Raw genomic sequence first — 20,208 nt, forward strand, 5'->3', positions numbered from 1 at the left:
AAATGGAGGATATGAACAAGACGAACCCGACTGCCGGACGGGAAGTAATGGACGAAGCAGATGGCATGCAGGGAATGGCTATGTTTTCGCAATACAACTATGACTACCTGAAGTCGCCAGAGAAGACCAGCTATGATCCCGATGTGCCCGTATCCGAAATCCTACTGAACCTTACCGGGAATATGCAACGCTATATCTGGAGTATGAACGGTGTCCCTTTATCTGAGGCAGATAAAATAAAAATCAAGGGAGACGAGGTGACCAGGATTACTTTTAACAACCTGACTATGATGCACCACCCCATGCACCTTCACGGCCACTTCTTTAGGGTCATCAATGAAAACGGGGAATATTCCCCTCTAAAACACACGGTCAATGTACCGCCAATGCAAAAGGTGACCATTGAATTCTATGGCAATGAATACGGCGATTGGTTTTTCCATTGCCATATCCTTTACCATTTAGTAGGTGGTATGGCACGCATTGTAAGCTATGACACCCCTAGGGATCCAAGGTTAGAGGAATATCCTGTCTCCAAGCTCTTGGATGAGACCGATCAGTATTATTCCTACGGAATGATAGATGCGGCATCGCATATGACCACATTGAACCTGATATCGTCCAATATCCGAAATCAATTCAGTTTTCGGGGGGAATACGGGTGGAACAAGAATATGGAGGTGGAAGCTGCTTATGATAGATACCTTTATGATTATTTGACAGTTTTTGCCGGTGTAAATGTCGAGAACGGAATGGAGGATAGCCTCGATGAGATAACAACAACAGCAATAGCAGGTGTACGATATCTCACTCCTTACTTATTTACGTTGGATGTGCGAATGGACAGCAAATTGCGCCCGCAAATTAGCCTGAGCCGTGCGATCAGTATTTTTCCGCGAACAATATTGTTCGGAATGTACGAGTACCAGGCAGATTTTGGGTGGGTAGATGAACTGCCTCAAGGAAATAATTTCAAAAAAGAGGTTACCTGGAGTACAGGTATTGAATATTTTTTATCCAAGAATTTTTCCTTGATGGGAAGCTATGACAACCGTTTTGGCGCTGGAGGCGGACTTTCACTAAGATTTTAATAATTTAAATTAAATAGCAATGTAAAAAACACACAGATAGGATTAAGAAGAATGTTAAGCGAATTTTACAACTCTCGCAAAATAGAACAGATTAAAACTTTCATTATAAATTAAATTAAATTAAATCAAATCAAAATGAAAAAAGTAAGAATGACAATAAAAATTTATCTTATGGTATTGGTGACACTAACTGCAATGTCTTGTAAGGACGCGAGTCAGGAAAAGGAAGTCTCTGAACCGATGTCCAGTGAGATGTATCAGGAAGATTCTGATAATCAGGGAGGTTCCGGAAAAATGATGGCCGAGAATGCAGGTAATAATGCTACAAATACCATTATCGATAACTACCTGCAGCTTAAAAATGCGCTAGTTGCAGATGATCAGGAAGCAGCCGCTCAGGCCGGAGGCAAATTGGTTGATGAATTTGAGAATTTTGACAAGAGCAATTATTCTTCAGAGGAACAGCAGGAGTTAACTGATATCATTGAAGATGCAAAGGAGCATGCAGAACATATTGCCGAAAGCGCAATTGACCATCAACGGGAACATTTCGATATTTTGAGCAAAGATGTTATAGATATGATTGCCATAACCGGAACGAATAAAAAATTATATCAGGATTTTTGTCCAATGTATAACAACAATAAAGGGGCACAGTGGTTAAGTGCTACAAAAGAAATTAAAAACCCGTATTTCGGAAGTAAAATGATGGACTGCGGAAACATTCAAAAAGAGATTAATTAATTGAAAGTAATTAAGTTCATTGGCTGGTTTTTTTTGGTCTCATTGGTTGTAATACAATTTTTTCCGATAGAACGCAATCAGAGTGAAGAAGTGTCCCGTGCAGATTTTATGTTGGTCAACACTGTGCCTGAAAAAATACAGAATAAGATACAGGTATCTTGCTACGACTGCCACAGTAATAATACTGAATATCCCTGGTATAACAAAGTACAGCCGGTGGCCTGGTTCCTGGAAGACCATATTAGAGAAGGAAAGGCGGAACTTAATTTTAACGAATGGGGTGACTATTCAGATCGCAGAAAGAACAGCAAGTTGAGATCTATTATAAGCCAGATTGAAGACGGTGAGATGCCATTGGATTCTTATACCCTGATCCATGGGGATGCGAAACTTTCAAGTGAAGATAAGTTAGAAATTATAAATTATATAACCGGCCTTAAAAGTGAATTATAAATAAAACCCAATATCAGAAAGAATAATTTTTATAATTGTTTGATTGGTTAGTTGAAATTTCTGGTACTTGGTGTTTAAAGACCTGTAGGGAAGGGTGTTATATACTGAAAAACCCTTCCCCCTCAGGCGCAATAAAGAATTAAATGAAAGATTGTTGCAAGACTGGAAATGAAAAAGGACAAAGGGGGAGTGGATTTAAAAAATGGTTCAACTTTACAATCTTTGGGATCATTGTAATTATAATCATAGGAGCCTTGTTACTTCAGTTAAATGAGAACTAATCTAAAACCATAACAAATGAGAATTAAACAACTATTATTCACCACATTACTTTTGGTCTTTTTTGTAAATTTCTCAAATGCTTTTGCGAAAGACCTCAATTCAGTATCCTTAAATAATATCGAAGTAACAATGGAAGATACAGTTCCTGATACCTTTTCTCCAGTCCAGGGTTCTGAAGCAGTAGGCCTTGATGAATTTCCTAACCTACATCCTTTAGTGGTCCATTTTCCCATTGCTTTACTGTTGTTAGCCGTGTTACTACAGTTTATACAATTGTTCACAATGAGCCGTACTATGGACTGGGTCATCCTGCTTACAGTAGGTGCTGGATTTATTGGAGCTTATGTCGCCGGAACATTTGTACATCCATACACTGAAGGTCTTACCGAAACTGCTAAAAAAGTGCTGGAACAGCATGATAAATATGCCACCTGGACGATATGGTCCAGTGCTATTGCTGCTGTGCTAAAATTGGGAAGCCTCTTCCTTTTTAAACAAAAAAGATGGTTTGAGATTTCAGTTTTTTTAGTGCTTGCCTTTGCAGGTTATTCTGTGGGCTGGGCTGGGCATTATGGATCCCAACTTGTGTATATAGAAGGGGTAGGGCCACAAGGGCAGTTTTTAGGGGATGAAAACGGAGAAAGCCATGGAGAAGGTGGGGAGCATTCACATTAAAAAAATATGAGGAAAGCTTTTTTAATTATAAGTTTTACAATAATTATAACAGTAGGTTTAATTATAGCATGGGTCCCGTATTTGTGGTGGATTACTTTAGTTATCCTTCCTTTTTTGATATTGGGTTCAATAGATTATTTTCAAAAAAGTGATAATATTCAACGTAATTATCCTTTAATTGGTAGAATCACAAACTTCATAGAACAACAACGTCATGTACTTCAGGAAGCGCTGTTGCTCAATCGTAGCGAAGGGATGCCTTTTAACTGGATCCAAAAGGAAATTGTATATAAACGAGCTGCAGACGATAATAAAAGTCAGCCTTTTGGTACTCAATTATCTTTTGAAAAAATGGGGCGCGAGTGGTTTTTACATTCAGCCTTTCCGTCAATAAAATTCCAGGACGATTTTAGGGTTACAATTGGCGGGCCTAAATGTAACCAGCCCTATAGCGCAAGTATTTTAAACTTGGGCGGTATGAGTTACGGTTCCATAAGTAAAAATGCTACCCTGGCCTTTAATGGAGGAGCTAAAATAGCGGGATTTGCACAAAATACTGGTGAGGGGGGACTTACACCTTATCACCAAAAATACGGAGCAGATCTAATCTTTCAATTTGGAACCGGATATTTTGGATGCCGAAATGCTGAAGGGAATTTTGATGCTGAAAAGTTTACTGAAATAGCCCAGAATGATCTCGTGAAAATGATAGAGGTTAAAATTTCCCAGGGCGCAAAACCTGGCTTTGGAGCAATACTTCCCGCTAAAAAAAATACAGAAGAAATTTCAAAGTTTAGAGAGATAGAAGCCCATACTGAAATTCATTCCCCTGCCCATCACAGTGCTTTTAATAATACCCAGGAGCTTATCAAATTTATTGAAAAATTAAGGGAATTGTCCAGCGGTAAGCCTATTGGCATTAAATTATGTTTAGGACAGCAAAAAGAGTTTGAAAAAATGATAAAGGTATTTGCAGAAATACAAAGTTATCCAGATTTTATAGTTATAGATGGTGCAGAAGGTGGTTCAGGAGCGGCTAATATGGACTCCTTGCACTGGGGAGGTACACCTTTACAGGAAGCCTTACACTTTGTGAATAAAACTTTGGTTGCATTTCATTTAAGACAACATATTAAGATATTAGCTTCGGGAAAAATTATATCGGCATTTGATATATATAAAACTTTGGCTCTGGGGGCTGACGCCTGTTATAGTGCACGAGGGATGATGTTTGCCCTGGGATGTGTGCAATCTTTAAAATGTAATTTAAACACTTGTCCTACCGGTATTACCACAATGGATCCTGGCAGGATTGATTCTTTATCTGTGGTAGATAAAAAAGTCAAGGTCGCCAATTACCACAGAAATACCATTGAAGGATTAAAAGAAATATTGGTAGCGATGGGATTAAAAGATAAAACCGGTATTCACAAAGGAAATGTTTTTAAAAAAGTGGATGGAAAAGGTAAATCCTATGAAGAAATTTACAAAGATTCCTAAGAAGAATATAAGGTTTACCTTTTATAAGGAGTTTTAATAGTAATATTATTCTCATTTCTGAGTAGCCATAGTCTTTAATTCTTACACAGGGATTCTTTTTAGTTTTAGGGGCTAACCTCATTCTCTTATCATGGTCACAGCTATGTTTATTTAGCATTTTAGAGCTATGCCTTTTATTACGGCATAATGAATAGCAAGGACACGGAGAGGATTGTATTGCCATAATTTATTGAAATAGCAATTGGTGTAGGAAGAGCCAGGGCATTGTATGTTGCATACAAAGATAAAACATAAAAACTGTGGCAAGATGTTTTCTAAATATGGATGTGTGAAACTACTTTCAGTTTAATAGCAGAAATTAATTTTACTATAAGAAGTAATAGATGAATAAAACCAACGCAATAGAACATACAGATGATTTTTACATTCAGCTTGCGTCAAAAGGTTGGACTACCATAGCACTTATTGCAGGATTAGCAATTTTGAGCATTTGGGGTCTGCCTTTCCTCTTGGATTCATTTTGGCTGTCGTGGATAATCTTATTGTTCGCATTTGTAAAAGCATTTTTCATAGTAAAACTTGCCTTTAAGCAATTGATGAAAATAATCAACCAGAGTCATCTGTTGAGCCATATACTTGTTTTATTCGGGCTGCTCATCAGTATGATTATAACCTCATTTGCATTCGATTTTACTTCTTTACAATTTTTTGCGCCTGAAAGTTTTAAATCTTCACTTAATATTGAATCTTCGAGTACTAAGGTGTTTTTTGAATACCTCTATTTTAGTACAATTACTTTTTCTTCGGTAGGTTATGGCGATATCTTCCCCACATCTTTAATTGCAAAGATGTTGGTAATTTTGGAGGTAGTTTTAAGGTTTTTTGTACTGGTGTTTGGGATTGCAAATGTGAATAGAATACGCGTAAATAAATAAATCTTTAAAAACTAAAATTATGAAGACACAAAACTTACAACATTCTTAACGTTATTGTTATTTGCAAATAGTCAAATCTATAGTCAAAACACAGATCCCGACACAGAAAAAGGAGCGGTCTTAAAAGTTATGAAATGGTATAAAGATGCCCTACAAAACCTAACAACCGAAGGTACTTTCGAGTTATTTGCCGAAGATTCCAGAGTTTATTAATCAGGGGGTGTCGAGGGCTCGTATGCCCACTACATAGAACATCATTTGGGACCAGAATTGGGGCATTTTAAAAAATTTGAATTTTCAGATTATGAGATTGATGTACAGGTTGATACATCTTATGCGTTTGCTACAGAAACTTATATTTATAACATCGTGCTTTAACCAGATGACAAAGATGATACAAGGACTATAAAGAAAAAAGGGGTGGCAACGTCTATCTTAAAGAAGATGTATGGAAATTGGAAAATTACCAAAATACATACTTCTTCTAGAAATACGAAATAATTATTTTCTATCTATGACCTTATTTTAACCTGGTGGCGAACAATTAGCCTACTGCTCGCCATTCTTATTTTCTTGGACCAATATTAACTGGGTATAGTCTAAATACGATTAAAGACATACAACAAGCTATCCCTTTTTAACTCCCACTAGATTGAATTAAATTTTCACTTTTTTTATAAACACCTGTATCAATATAGAGGAAGGAATGTTACTAATTGAGGTTATAATCAAACTCATTTTATGATATATTAAAAAACCCATTATATACGAGAATTTTTAATATAATTTATTCTCATCCGCATAAATGCGATGGGTTTTGAGTCTGGTTATAAAACCGTACTCATCAAGGGTAAAGATAATAGTTCTAAAGCGAGAAACTTTTTTGCATATCACTATTTAAATTTAATCTAAATTAATTTTAAACTTTCAAGCGTTCCTTTTATATTTGTTTATTAAATCTAAATAAAAATAATAATGAAAAAATCATTTTTTACAGCTATCATTTTAAGTCTTATCCTAGTTTCATGTTCTGAAGATGATGCACCGAGTACCCAACCCCCAAACTTTGCAACCCCAGCGGATTATACCTTCGAGCGAGATGGACAATCTACTGTAAATTTTACCGGTCAGACAACTCGAATCTTAATGGCAGAGGAAGTACTGAACGCCTTCACAGATTTTGAAAATACAACGGAGTTATCATTACAGGCAATGTATGATCATCAAGAAGGAAATACTAATTTCACAAATGAGAACCTAAATGCATCAGATAAAAGTGTTCGTGGTAAAACTGCCGCGTCTCAAGATTATTTTAGTGCGAATACAACCGAATCAGCAGCAATCAAGGCTCTTTTTGACAGTTATATTTCTGGTCAGATCAATGAGGTATTTCCAAACCAGAATGTATTGGCAACCGCAGGTAGTGCAGGTCAGCTTGGAGATGGTGCTAAAACCCGGTATGTTAATAATCAGGGACTGGTCTACACTCAAATATTTGCTAAAAGCCTCATTGGCTCACTGATGGCCGATCAGATGCTGAACAACTATCTAAGTACTTCAGTTCTTGATGCTCCCAATAAAGTGGAGGACAATAATAACGGAGTTACTGAAGAAGGAGAGGTTTTTACCACTATGGAACATAATTGGGATGAAGCCTATGGTTACCTTTATGGGACATCTGTTGATCCGGCCAATCCTAATGCTACGATCGGAAAGGATGATAGCTTTTTAAATAATTATTTAGGCACAGTGAACGAAGATCCTGATTTCTCTACTTTTGCTGCTGATATTTTTGATGCCTTCAAATTAGGTCGTGCCGCGATAGTAGCGAAAGATTATACAGTTCGGGATGCTCAAGCTGCTATTATAAGACAAAAAATATCGGAATTAATGGCAATACGTGCGGTTTACTATTTGCAACAAGGTAAAAATTTGCTTACAAATGGAGATTTTGGTGGCGCATTCCAAAACCTCTCCGAAGGCTACGGATTTGTTTTTAGTTTACGTTTTAGCAGAAATAACAACACCGGTACTACTTTTTTTACTAAAAGTGAGGTAAATGGTTTTACCTCGTCTCTTTTGGGTGATGGGCCTAATGGTTTTTGGGATCTGAAACCGGCCACCATTGATAGAATTTCTGAAGCTATTGCAGCCAAATTTGACTTTACTGTCTCACAGGCAGCGAGCGCAAACTAGTTGAAACTGAATTATCTTTACCCTATTTACCAAATAGGGTAAAGATAAATTTATAGTTGAAAAATCTATAACTCCCCAGTTTCAGGAGTACAAAAGGTAATTTGTAGAAAGGCTTAACTATAGCTATAACCTTTAAACAATAAGGTTAATATAAGTTCCTGCCGAGAGGAAAGATCTATTCGTTCTCTAATCAAAAAAAAAGCTTTAGTTATATGTGCTTCAACCGTTTTTATAGAAATACTAAGATGGTTTGAAATCTCTTTATTGGAAAGTCCTTCTTTTTTACTTAAAACAAAAATTCTTTTACACTTTGGAGGCAAATTATCAATTTCTGTTTGGACCATGGTGAAAAGCGCTTCTAGCTTTCCATCTTCACTTTCAAAATACTCGTGTAAAGCTTCAATGTGCTTTTTTTCTAATTTTGTAACCAGCTTATTTTTCCTATACTGATCTATAAATTCGTTAAAAACCGATTTGTATAAGAACCTCTCTATTATAAAGTCTTCTTTTAATGATTTGCGTTTTTCGTAAATTTTAACAAAAACATTCTGGACGATATCCTGGGCAATATCTCTATCATTAATGAGACTATAAGCATACGCACATAATGGTTCGTGATATTGGTCAACCAAGTGAGTATAGGCTTTTTCGTTTCCCGTTTTTAATTCTGAAATAAGTAGTGCATTCTTACTAAATTGTTTAGAATCAATTTCGTTTTCCAGCATAATTATCATAATTTTTGTAAAAATATTAAAAAAAAATAATAAAAAGTTAGGGTTTTAATTTTTAGATACGTTTTAGATATAGAAACCGATTTATATGAAGTTAAAAGAATTTGAGATTTTATCAATCAAATATTTCTGTTCCATTATTAATGCAAAAGAACTAGACGCACTTGTAGATGAAATAGATTCTACATCTAATGATAAAATATTCAAGAATAGTTCTTTATTAAATTTTGCAATAAATCGTTGTATGAATAACTATGACAGTGATAAATCTAAAAAATTGCTTTTAGATAAAATTAGAAAGGATAAATCCTTAAAATATAAGTTAAACTTAAGAACATTAGCTAAATATGCGGCAATTGCTGTGTTTTTCCTAAGTGTAGGATATTATTTCCATGAAGATTTCATTTTTTCCAGTGGTTTTCCTAAAGAGGAACAAACTCCCAATAACTTAATTTCTCTGGAAATTGATGGCGAGGCTCCAAAAGTCCTTTCAGAATTCCAAAATATAAATATAAAAAGCAATAATAATCAGCCAGTAGTAAGACAGGAGGGGAATGAACTAATTTATAAAAGTAATTCGCAGGTTACTAAAATTTCATATAGTACCCTCTCCATTCCCTATGGTAAAAGGTTCTCTTTAAGTCTTTCCGACGGAACAAAAATCCATATGAATGCCGGTAGTTCCATAAAATTTCCGAATGTTTTTGTAAAAGGAAAAAAAAGGGAAGTTTTTTTAACGGGTGAAGCTTTTTTTGAGGTTGCCAAAGATTCTTTACACCCATTTGTTGTAAATACCAATGGACCGAAAATTAAAGTTATAGGTACTAAATTTAATGTTTCAGCTTATGCAAACGAATCTAACATCAATACTGTTTTAGTAGAGGGATCTATTGGTTTAGCACCTAAAGGCAGAAGCCTGGAAGAAGAAAATCTTTCTATTTTAAACCCGGGTTATATGGCTGTGTGGAGCAAGGACAAAGCGGACTTTTCATATAAAGAAATAGACACTTCTAATTATACCGCCTGGATAACCGGAAAAATAGTATTCAACCACATTCCTTTTGGGGATATTGTAAAGAAACTCGAAAGGCACTATAATGTCACAATTATAAATCATGATAAAAAATTAGATCAGGAAATATTTACTGCCAGCTTCGATATTGAAACTATAGAAGAGGTTCTAAACGCTTTTGATAAGAGTTATCCCATTAATTTTATTCGCTCTAAAAACAAGATAATTATTAACTAAAATTTGAATAAGCATATGAAAGAACTAATTAAAGAAATATAAAAACCCAGGGAATGTTGCACCATTCCCCGGGTAGATTATGTGATTAAACTCGAAGTAAAACCACAAACCAATTCAAAAATATGAAAAACCGCACACACCCTTGGGGGATATTTGATTATTCTAACAAATTTAAATTACAAATGAGGCTCACATTCTTTTTCCTCTTTATAATGATTGTTCAGGTCCAGGCCAATAGCTATTCTCAGAATGCTAAAGTCACCCTACAACTTGAGGAAAAAAGTATAGAAGAAGTATTAAAAAAAATTGAAACACTTAGTGAATTCAAATTCTTATATAATAGTAAAGAAATTGATTTTGAAAGAAAAATTTCTGTGAATTATGTTAAAGAACCTATTTCTCGAGTCCTCAGGAATATATTCCTTGATACAGGAATTACTTTTCAAGTTATTAATAAACAAATAATCCTAAAATCTGATCTGAATAAAGTTACTTCTTACAACGTCGAACAAAGAAATAAAAAGGTATTTCAACAGGTGATTACTGGGACTGTGACCGATGATAATGGAATGCCTTTACCAGGTGTAAATATTACTGTTGAGGGTACTACAATAGGTGCTACTACAAACTTTGACGGGAATTATTCTATTGAAGCCCCCTCCAATGAATCTGTGCTTTTGTTTAAATTTTTAGGAATGAAGACAGCTCGTAAGACCGTAGGCGACCAAACCGTTCTAAATGTTGTTATGAAGACAGATTCGCAGTCTTTGGACGAAGTTATTGTGACGGCTACCGGTACCAAAAAAAGGGTAGAAATAGGTAATGCAATTTCACAGTTACAAGTAAGTGATGATGTAAAAGAGCGGCCCATCAACAATGTTTCTGATCTAATCCAGGGACAGGCTTCCGGGGTGCAAATTTATAATAGCGGCGGATCTACCGGCATGGGTTCTCGCATCCGGATTAGAGGATCTAATAGTGCTTCTTTATCGAATGAGCCTGTAATATATGTTGATGGGGTATTAATTAATAATCAATCTAATTCCATTTCGTTTGAAACTGGTGGTCAATCCCCTTCAAGATTTAACGATATAAATCCAGAAGATATAGAATCCATAGAGATTATTAAAGGACCCTCTGCAGCAACTCTATACGGTTCCATCGCAGCTAACGGTGTTATTTTAGTAACTACTAAAAAAGGAAAATTTGGAAAAGCCAGATGGTCCGCTTATCTGGAAAGTGGGTTAGTTCAAGATATTGGTGACTACCCAAAGAATTACCAAGCCCTAGATGCCGCAGGCAATCCTGGTTTCAATTTTGAAGCCGCAGAAGGAGAGTTTACACCAAGCATCATTAATTCTTTTCAACCTCTAAACGATCCCGACACTTCACCATTTAGAACCGGGAATTCATATGGGGTTGGGCTTAGTGTTTCAGGAGGCACCGAAAAAATAAATTATTATGTATCGGGTAATTTCGGAGATAATGAAGGGGTACTACCAGTGAGTAATATTCGCCGAACAAATTTTCGTGCCAATTTAGGTACAGATATTACCGATGAACTAAAAATAAATATTACCACAGGATATACCAATAGTGATTTAGAATTGCCACTCAATGATAATTTCTCATTGGCACTTATGTCCCAGGGGCTCAGTGGGAATGCAACCCGGGATGTTAATAATGGATGGGGGGAATTTACACCAGAGGAATTGTTCACCATTGATACAAGACAGCGTATAAACCGTTATACTACCGGGCTTAATACTAATTGGACTCCAAATGACAATTTAACCTTTAGATTAGCCGGGGGCCTTGACTTTACTTCCAGGTGGGATAGTCAATTCTTTCCCACCGGAGAGGCTCCTGCTTTCCTTAATTATGATGAGGGCGCCAAATTTTCCAACAGGTTTAATGAATTCGTTTATACCTTGGATGCTGTAGGTTCATATGAGGCCAACATATGGAAGAACATAAGTTCAAGAAGTTCAATAGGGTTTCAATATCTACAAAATCTAACGCAGGGCACACTTGCTTCTGGTTTTCAGATAGTTGCTGGGAGTAGGTCAATCGCAGGTGCTGCCGTAACAGAAAGTTCAGAACAAACCGTAGAATCACGGACAGTGGGGGTTTTTGTGGAAGAGCAAGTAGGTTTTGATGAAAAACTTTACATTACAGGAGCCCTCCGTGCTGATAGAGGAAGTGCATTTGGAGCTTCTTTCGATGCGGTAATTTACCCTAAAGTAAGTGCTTCATGGTTAATTACAAAAGAATCATTTTTTGAAACAGGAGACTGGTTAAATTCACTTCGCTTAAGAGGTGCATGGGGGGCATCTGGCGTTCAACCAGGGACTAATGATGCACTCAGGTTTTTTACTCCAATTGCCGCGACAGTAGATGGGGGACAAAATGTAACAGGAGTTACTTTTGGCAGTGTTGGAAATGCAAATTTAAAACCGGAACGATCTAGTGAAATTGAATTGGGGCTGGACGCCTCCTTTTTCACTAACCGTATAAATTTAGAGCTAACATATTTTAATAAGGAAACTGATGATGCGTTGATTTTTAGGCAGTTACCGTTATCTCTTGGAGTAGGAGAAGGTAGGTTTGAGAACTTAGGTTCAGTGAAAAATACCGGTGTTGAAGTAGCTTTAGATCTACGTATTTTAGAAACAGAAACCACCTACTTTAATTTAAACTTTATAGCTTCATTTATAGACAATGAACTGGTACGACTTGGTGACGGTATTCAACCAGTTATTTTTGGAGTCCAGCGCCATGTAGAGGGCTATCCTTTAGGAGGATACTGGGATGAACAATATACTTTTAATGACGCTAATGGTGACGGGCTGATTGCAATCGACGAAGTTCAAGTAGGAGAATTAACTTATTTAGGAACTCCTTTTGCTACTACAGACATATCCGTTACACCTGAATTAGGATTGTTTAGAGAAAGGATAATTCTCCAAGGCTTGTTAAATTACAGAGGAGGACAGAAGTTGTATAATAATACCGCCTCATGGCGAAATGGAAATAATAATACCAGGGAGTTGAATGATCCTTCATCATCTCTAGAAGGGCAAGCAAGAGCTATTGCATCTAAGTTCTATGGGACTGATGCCGGCTATATCGAAGATGCCTCGTTCCTACGATTAAGGGAACTCTCTTTGACATATAACTTCTCCAGAGAACTAATCAAAAATATTGGCTTTTCAAATTTAAGCTTTACAGTATCTGGACAAAACCTTGGACTTTGGACCGATTATTCTGGACTTGATCCGGAAATAAGTTCCGCAGGTCAAAATAATTTTGTGACCGAGGAATTTTTAAGCCAACCTCCCGTGAGATCATGGAAGGCTCGTCTAAACTTAACATTTTAAACAAAAACTACTATGAAAATAATAAATAAAATTATGAAAATTCATTGTCGCTCTTTATACACGTTGCTCGTAATCCTTTTCTTTGGTTTGACTAGTTGTGATTCTATTGTAGAGGTTACGGATCCCGATATAGTGACGCCAGAATCCTTGGATAGTGAAGCTGGTATAGCCACTTTAAGGGCCGGGTCTTTAGGTGATTTTGCAATAGCTATGAGTGGTTCATCAGCGGGACACGGGGGCACCACGGGCCTTATTGTAATGAGTGGATTAATGACCGATGAATATTATTATTCCGGTACATTTCCTACCCGCCGTGAAGCAGATACGAGATTGGTTCAAAACACCAATGGAGATGTTGACGTAATATATGGTAATTTGCATCGTGCCAGGGCTTCAGCAGAAGCAACCATCAGCATGATTTCAGAATTAGGGGGAGATCCAAATCTTGAGAGCGAAATGCAAAGTATTGTTGGTTTTTCCTATACTTTGTTTGCAGAAACCTTTTGTTCCGGAGTACCTTTCAGCAGGGCTCCAACAGATGGTGGAGAGCTTGAATTTGGAGTGCCCCTTACTACTCAAGAAATGTTTGAAACTGCTATTTCGCGTTTTGATAATGCCATTGCTACAGGAAATGAGCGATATTCTAATTTAGGAAAAGTGGGGAAGGCCAGGGCATTGCTTGGGTTAGGTAATTTGACGGAAGCTGCTAATGAATTGTCATCAGTTTCCACAGATTTTGTATATAATATTGAACACTCTATAAATTCCAGAAGGCAGGAAAATGGAATTTATACTATGACTACTGTTCGTAGGCAATTTTCTATTGCAGACGAGAAAGGCGGGAATGGTCTTTTATTTAGAAGTGAAATGGATCCCAGGACCCCCTGGGATGGTGGTGATGATTTAGGCCAGGACGATGTCACAATCTATTACAATCAATTAAAGTATCCTTCACCCGGCGAACCTGTAGTCTTGGCCTCAGGCATAGAGGCAAGGTTGATTGAAGCTGAAGCTCTGGTAGCTGAAAATGCCAAGGAGGCGGTAGAAGAAATCCATAATAACTTAAGGGCCAGGATTGGGCTTACTCCAGTAGATTTATCGGAAATGAGTGAAACCCAACTAAGGGAATTTCATTTTAAAGAAAGAGCTTTTTGGTTGTTTAGTACCGGGCATAGATTAGGTGATATGCGTAGGCTTGTTAGGATTTACAATAGAGAAGTTTCAGAGGTTTTCCCCTCGGGAGCTTACTTTAAAGGTGGGGAATATGGCCCTAATATGACATTTCCTATCCCTCAGTCTGAAGCCAATAATCCTAATTACCAAGGTTGTTTAGACCGTAATCCATAATTAAATCATCTTTATATTTCGAGGGGGCTTTTAAGCTCCTTTGGTACATTGTAAAACTTAGAGACGGATGCTTATGCTTAAAAATAAACTTATATAAATGAGATCAATACATTTGGTGCTAATTTATTGTTTATTCTTTTTTTCTGGGATATCTGCACTAATACTGCAAATTGCTTGGATGTACCAGTTGAGTTTAATTTTTGGAAATGCCTCTTATGCAACAGCTACCACCCTCGCAACCTTTTTTATGGGCATCGCCATAGGCGGATGGTATTGGGGGAACAAATCTGTGAAAATTAAAAAGCCATTATTTACTTATGGATTAATTGAAATTGGTATAGCTATCTCTGGCTTGCTTCTTTTGCCGGCTATTGAAATTTATAAAGGAAACTATAATCTATTGTATTCTGTGACAGGGGGAAATCCATATTGGATAATTTTACTAAAGTTCTTGTTCAGTACATTCCTTCTCATCATTCCTACTATCCTTATGGGAGGAACCTTTCCACTGTTGTCAAAATACGTAGGTAAGCAACGAAAAAACCTTGAAAAAAGAGGAACGGTCTTGTATACATTAAATACTGTTGGAGCAGCTATTGGGGCTTTTTTGACCGGTTTCTATTTGATCGAAAAATTTGGAATGCAAGTAACTTATATTTTGGCAATTACTTTATCTTTTAGTGTAGGTGTACTCGCAATGATATTATGTGATAAGTTTAAGAATAAAGAAAGTGGACTTCCTATAAAATTGGATGCTGGACCCAAAAATAAAGTAGAAGAAAGTGATAATACAGTCTATAAGAATCATCTATCTACTCCACAATTTATTATATTGGCGTTGTCTTCTGGTTTTCTTGCCCTTTCTTTAGAACTCTTATTGTTTAGAATGTTTGCTCAGGTTCTGCAAAATTCAGTCTATTCATTTTCTGCTATACTTGTGGTTTTTCTAATTTCATTAGGCTTTGGGGGAATCATTGCGAATAGACTTGCACAAACAAACTATGGGTCAAAAGAAATATTATTCCTATTCCTTTTATTCAGTTCCCTAACAATTGGAATTTCTCCCATAATTTTTAATATATATACAGATGGACTGGAATATATAGCTCCATATGCTTCATGGCCTGTTTATTTAGTTGAAGTTTTTAAATTAAGTATTTCTATCGTCGTACTCCCGGCCACCTTATTGGGAACTATTTTTCCCTTCCTACTGAAGGCAGCTCCCTTAAAATTTAGAGAGCCAGGAAAATTTGTAGGCAGGTTAATACTTTTTAATTCTTTAGGTAGTTTTTTAGGCCCGCTCCTCGCAGGTTTTATATTTTTACAATTATTTGGATTGTGGGTCAGCATTAAACTTATTGCTATTTTATATGCCGTGTTGGCGCTTTACATATCACTATCTTTAGATATTTCCAAGAAAGTTAAATGGAGCTTTTTAACCGTAATAATTATTGGTGGGATATTTTTTATTAAAGACCCTGCCATAGTACAATTAAGGCCTCAGGAAAAATTATTGGAATACTGGAATTCCAATAATGGAGTGGTGTCCATCACCAAGTCGGAAAACAACCTTCAAATGAGATTGGATAATTTTTATATCCTGGGCGATTCAGAGTCTCTTTTAGTCGAACAAATGCAGGCACATATACCTCTTTTTGTTCATCCTTCCCCAAAAAAAGTATTATTCCTTGGTATGGGCACCGGCATAACGGCAGGCGCTTCTTTAGATCATACAGTAAGTAAAGTTGTGGTTGTTGAACTTATAGGAAACATAGTCACCGCAGCAAAAAAATATTTCTCTTCCTGGACTAATGGATTATTTACTGATGATCGCGTAGACATACTTAAAGATGATGCACGCAACTATGTACTTGGCACTAATGAATCTTTTGATGTAATTATAGGAGATCTTTTTACGCCCTGGCATGCCGGTACAGGAAGCCTTTATACTGTAGAAAATTTTCAACAAATTAAGAAGACTTTAAATCCTGGTGGTCTATTTGCTCAATGGTTACCAATGTATCAGTTAACCCCAGAGGATTTTAATACTATAGCTGCTACTTTTTCTTCAGTTTTCCCACAGGTAACTGTTTGGCGTGCCGATTTTAATAGTACCAGGCCAAGTATTGCTTTAATAGGCCAGGACTTAAATGCTAAACTAGCCCAACAATCTCTAAAGGAAAATATTTCGAAGATTTTTAAAAATAATAGGGTAGAAAAAAATGATGCTTATCAACACATGGTAGGCTTATTTTATATAGGAAATTTAAAGGTCTTGAAAAATAACTTGGATAATTATATACTTAATACAGATGATAAGCGTGTGGTAGAATTTAAAGCTCCTAAATTTTCCCAACAGGCAAATGCGCTCCAGGGAAAATATTTAGTAGGAGAAGAATTGGAAAAATTAACTGAAATGATAACATCAGAACTACCACCCAAAAGTGATCCCTATCTTTCAGAATTACCTCCAGATGAGAAAAAATATATTAAAGTTGGCATGCTTTATTCCAGATACATAGAACTTTTTTCTAAAGGTAAGAAAAATGAGGCAAAACTTGTGGAGCAGCAAATTAAAAAAATAGCTCCTAATTTTCTAAAATAAAAGCATCCTTATTTCATTATAGGATCCATACTTCAATAATTAAGAAAAAAATAAGTAATCTTTAAGGGTTTAGCTAACGTTTTATATATGTATGAGGCACCGTTTTTCAATGTGGTTCTATCTTATCGTATGAACAATTAAGTTTCGCATTTTAGTTATGATAGGTTTTTGAAAAAAATGTTTGGTAATTCAGACTATAAGAAATTCATTCCTATGGAATTGGAACAAAGGGAGACTATGTTCATTTCTTATTACCGATGGTTAAGCCTATACCTCTGCAAAGATCCATAAAAAGTTGAGCTTCTGAAAAGACTTTATATTCAGCATCATTAATACAAGAGTTTTAAATTTGTTATGGCGAATTAATTTTGGGTTTTTGGTTCAAGGAAAACATTCGGAAATACTGGTAAAACCGTTTAGGTTAACATATTTTTAATGAGTAAATATGGGATACACAAGGATCGTATACCCTAATCCAAAGCCAAGGATACATATTTTGCCCAGCCTAAGCCTAATTTTTTTCGATCTCTGGGAAGTCCTGCCTCAATATTTACTTTCTTGCAGAGTTCTCAAAAATCCGAAAGGAAATTTCTATACATCCAAACGGTCAGGTATCCTGGTTTTAATGGGGGTTTTTACCAACCCACAAAATCTTTAGTGATTTTTTATGATTCGGGAGATGGTGGAATTAGAGATTTCAAAGTTGTAAACCTCCTAATCTCTTTGATATTTTTTTAGCTAATTCTTATAGTGTATAAAAATATAAGGATGTTATTAATCCTAAACAATATTACTGTATTGGATCAAGAGAGGCAAAAAAAGGCATTCTGATATTTGAAAAGCGGGATATACGGGGCTTTAAGAAGGCGCAAATCTTTTTTTACCAAAACCATTTCTAGTGTTGTGATTGCCGGACCTTTAATTTTAATCCTAGCCAAGGAATCATCCAGTTCTCCTATCAGCATATTTTCAATGCCACACTATCCCATGATTTTAAAAAGCCGGTGAGCTCGTCAACACCTTTGAATTGCTATAAAAACTCACAGTTGAATAATAATTTCCATTTACACAGTTTATAATATAGTCCTGCTTACTCTTTATTTATTTTAATTCGTGTATGACTAAATCTGGAATCCCTTCCTACCGAACAGCACAAACAAAAATGTTCTATATTCTTCGCCCAGTCTATTTCGCAGCACTCCAAAAGCTTTAGTTAAATGCGCTTCTACGGTTTTTATTGAAACTTTTAAATACTCTGAAATTTCAAGATTGGTTAAGCCCTCTTTTCTGCTAAGCAACAAAACTTCTCGACATTTTGGGGGCAAGTTTTCGATTTCTTTGGTAATTCTGGTCATGATTTTCTCCCAAGAGGTTTCGCTGTGGTATTGCACTGCCTTGTCCAAGGCTTCGAAATATTTCTGTTCTAAGGCCATGGTCGAACGGTTTTTCTTGTATTGGTTGATGAATTCGTTGTAAACGGATTTAAATAAAAAATTCTTCAGGGAGGAAGTAGCTATTTGCAATTTTCTACGTCTTTCCCATGTGCGTAAAAAGACATTCTGAATAATATCCTGAGCTAAGGCCTGGTCGTTAGTTAGTGTCAATGCATAACCGAACAGCCTTGCATTGTATAAATCGACAAGCTGAATGAATGCCTCTTCCTCTCCTTTTTTCAACCGTTCTATCAATTCGCTCATTTCATTTTCCTCCATAGTTTTATCATTAATTATTTCATAAATATATAATTAAATGTTAAAAAAGTAAATAAAAAGTTAGGGTATTGGGAATTAGCTTTGTCTTAACTATAAAGATCCAGCCAATATATGATCGTCTCGAAACCTGAAAACCGAATTGTAAAATACCTTTTGAAAGAAGCAACTGTAGAAGATTTGAATGAATTATCCGATTGGATTTTGGTTAAAGGTAACGAACAGGTTTTTACAGAATTTGTCCGCACGCATTACGAAATAAATACTGCTATGGTGAAACCGGATGTTAAACAAATTAAGGAAATTCTTAAAAAAAGAATGAAAAGAGATAAATACGTGTTTCCCTACCGAAAAGTTCGATCGTTAATGAAATATGCAGCCGTCGGTCTTGTGTTTTTGGTTCTCGGCTATTTTTTCCAGCAAAATCAAGGCAATAACCCAGGTAAAATTGAACCCAAGGAAGAAGCCATCACCATCACTCTGGATAATGGAACTGTTAAAACCTTAGATCCCTTAATGTTTGGAGAAGTAAAGGATGCCCATGGCAATGTAATCGGTACTCAATATATGTCCAAATTGACATATGCGAAATCCGTAGACCCTATTACTAAAGATCCTGAGGTAAATAAAATTGTTTACAATACTTTAAAAGTACCTTACGGCCGACGCTTCGATGTAACCCTGTCCGATGGGACACAAGTTTTTTTGAACTCTGGTACCTCTTTGCGGTATCCGGTGCAGTTTTTAGAGGGATTTGACCGAACCGTTTTTTTGACTGGAGAAGCTTATTTCAATGTAACGAAAGACAAGAAGCATCCTTTTATGGTTTATGCGGATGAACTAAATATTAAAGTGTTGGGAACCAGTTTCAACGTATCTCATTATCCCGAAGACTCAAATATAAATACTGTTCTGGTCGAGGGATCGGTTGAAATCAATACTAGAGTTAAAGATAGAAAACATGAGGAAGGAATCGTTCTAGAGCCTGGCTTTAAGGCCGAGTGGCAGAAAGCAGGAAATGACATTACCATCCAAAGTGTAGATACCGAAATCTATACCGCCTGGATACAGGGCAAACTTATTTTTCGCAACACAAGTTTCCTAAAAATTAGACATGCTTTGGAACGAAAATACAACGTATCCATACAGAACTTAAACAAAGATCTTGATAAGCAACTGTTCGATGCCACTTTCGATATTGAAACTATTGAAGATGTCTTGGAATCGTTTAATAAAAGCTATGCATTCAAGTACGAAATAGAAAATAATAAAGTATTTATCCGGTAACCCAAAACTAGTCTCTATATACAA

The 20,208-nt window shown here is 36.1% G+C and carries 14 protein-coding genes; 12 read left to right on the forward strand and 2 right to left on the reverse strand.

Going from position 1 to position 20,208, the window contains the following annotated elements; translation table 11 throughout:
- From Q1K34_RS16285 to Q1K34_RS16320, 7 genes are all read left to right on the forward strand, one after another.
- A partial coding sequence (locus Q1K34_RS16285; RefSeq protein WP_300441292.1) for a multicopper oxidase domain-containing protein occupies nucleotides 1-1,091 on the forward strand: 1,091 nt, incomplete at its 5' end.
- Between the two features lie 135 nt (nucleotides 1,092-1,226).
- Nucleotides 1,227-1,835, forward strand: coding sequence for a DUF3347 domain-containing protein (locus Q1K34_RS16290; protein WP_011709134.1), 609 nt, complete (start codon nucleotides 1,227-1,229; stop codon nucleotides 1,833-1,835).
- Nucleotides 1,836-2,288, forward strand: coding sequence for a heme-binding domain-containing protein (locus Q1K34_RS16295; RefSeq protein WP_011709135.1), 453 nt, complete (start codon nucleotides 1,836-1,838; stop codon nucleotides 2,286-2,288). It abuts the gene before it with no gap.
- 297 nt (nucleotides 2,289-2,585) lie between these two features.
- On the forward strand, nucleotides 2,586-3,245 hold the full coding sequence (locus Q1K34_RS16300; protein WP_011709137.1) for a DUF2231 domain-containing protein: 660 nt from the start codon (nucleotides 2,586-2,588) through the stop codon (nucleotides 3,243-3,245).
- Nucleotides 3,246-3,365: 120 nt separating this feature from the next.
- Nucleotides 3,366-4,745 (forward strand): FMN-binding glutamate synthase family protein, encoded by a 1,380-nt coding sequence (locus tag Q1K34_RS16305; RefSeq protein ID WP_300441297.1) that lies wholly within the window; start codon nucleotides 3,366-3,368, stop codon nucleotides 4,743-4,745.
- A gap of 383 nt (nucleotides 4,746-5,128) precedes the next feature.
- Entirely contained in the window at nucleotides 5,129-5,680 is a 552-nt protein-coding gene (locus tag Q1K34_RS16310; protein ID WP_011709139.1) for a potassium channel family protein, read from the forward strand.
- Between the two features lie 975 nt (nucleotides 5,681-6,655).
- Nucleotides 6,656-7,876, forward strand: coding sequence for a DUF4856 domain-containing protein (locus Q1K34_RS16320; protein ID WP_011709142.1), 1,221 nt, complete (start codon nucleotides 6,656-6,658; stop codon nucleotides 7,874-7,876).
- Nucleotides 7,877-7,989: 113 nt separating this feature from the next.
- Here Q1K34_RS16320 and Q1K34_RS16325 read toward each other — a convergent pair whose 3' ends face one another.
- A complete protein-coding gene (locus tag Q1K34_RS16325) occupies nucleotides 7,990-8,601 on the reverse strand; it encodes an RNA polymerase sigma factor (protein WP_041250027.1) in 612 nt (203 codons plus the stop codon).
- Nucleotides 8,602-8,695: 94 nt separating this feature from the next.
- Between Q1K34_RS16325 and Q1K34_RS16330 the strand changes: the two genes are divergently transcribed.
- From Q1K34_RS16330 to Q1K34_RS16345, 4 genes are all read left to right on the forward strand, one after another.
- Nucleotides 8,696-9,856, forward strand: a complete 1,161-nt coding sequence (locus tag Q1K34_RS16330; RefSeq protein WP_011709144.1) for a FecR domain-containing protein — start codon at nucleotides 8,696-8,698, stop codon at nucleotides 9,854-9,856.
- Between the two features lie 182 nt (nucleotides 9,857-10,038).
- Complete coding sequence (locus Q1K34_RS16335; RefSeq protein WP_158308614.1) at nucleotides 10,039-13,236, forward strand: SusC/RagA family TonB-linked outer membrane protein; 3,198 nt, start codon at nucleotides 10,039-10,041, stop codon at nucleotides 13,234-13,236.
- 12 nt (nucleotides 13,237-13,248) lie between these two features.
- A complete protein-coding gene (locus Q1K34_RS16340) occupies nucleotides 13,249-14,583 on the forward strand; it encodes a RagB/SusD family nutrient uptake outer membrane protein (protein WP_011709146.1) in 1,335 nt (444 codons plus the stop codon).
- A 178-nt stretch (nucleotides 14,584-14,761) separates the two neighbouring features.
- The gene (locus tag Q1K34_RS16345) at nucleotides 14,762-17,188 is read left to right on the forward strand and encodes a fused MFS/spermidine synthase (protein ID WP_300441307.1); all 2,427 of its coding nucleotides are present in this window, start codon (nucleotides 14,762-14,764) and stop codon (nucleotides 17,186-17,188) included.
- Nucleotides 17,189-18,309: 1,121 nt separating this feature from the next.
- Here Q1K34_RS16345 and Q1K34_RS16350 read toward each other — a convergent pair.
- A complete protein-coding gene (locus tag Q1K34_RS16350) occupies nucleotides 18,310-18,900 on the reverse strand; it encodes a sigma-70 family RNA polymerase sigma factor (RefSeq protein WP_011709150.1) in 591 nt (196 codons plus the stop codon).
- Between the two features lie 153 nt (nucleotides 18,901-19,053).
- Here Q1K34_RS16350 and Q1K34_RS16355 point away from each other — a divergent pair, with 153 nt between their 5' ends.
- Nucleotides 19,054-20,184 (forward strand): FecR family protein, encoded by a 1,131-nt coding sequence (locus Q1K34_RS16355; protein WP_158308615.1) that lies wholly within the window; start codon nucleotides 19,054-19,056, stop codon nucleotides 20,182-20,184.
- Nucleotides 20,185-20,208 lie beyond the last annotated feature (24 nt).

The sequence above is a fragment of the Christiangramia sp. genome (genome assembly GCF_029937855.1).
Taxonomy (GTDB): Bacteria; Bacteroidota; Bacteroidia; order Flavobacteriales; family Flavobacteriaceae; genus Christiangramia.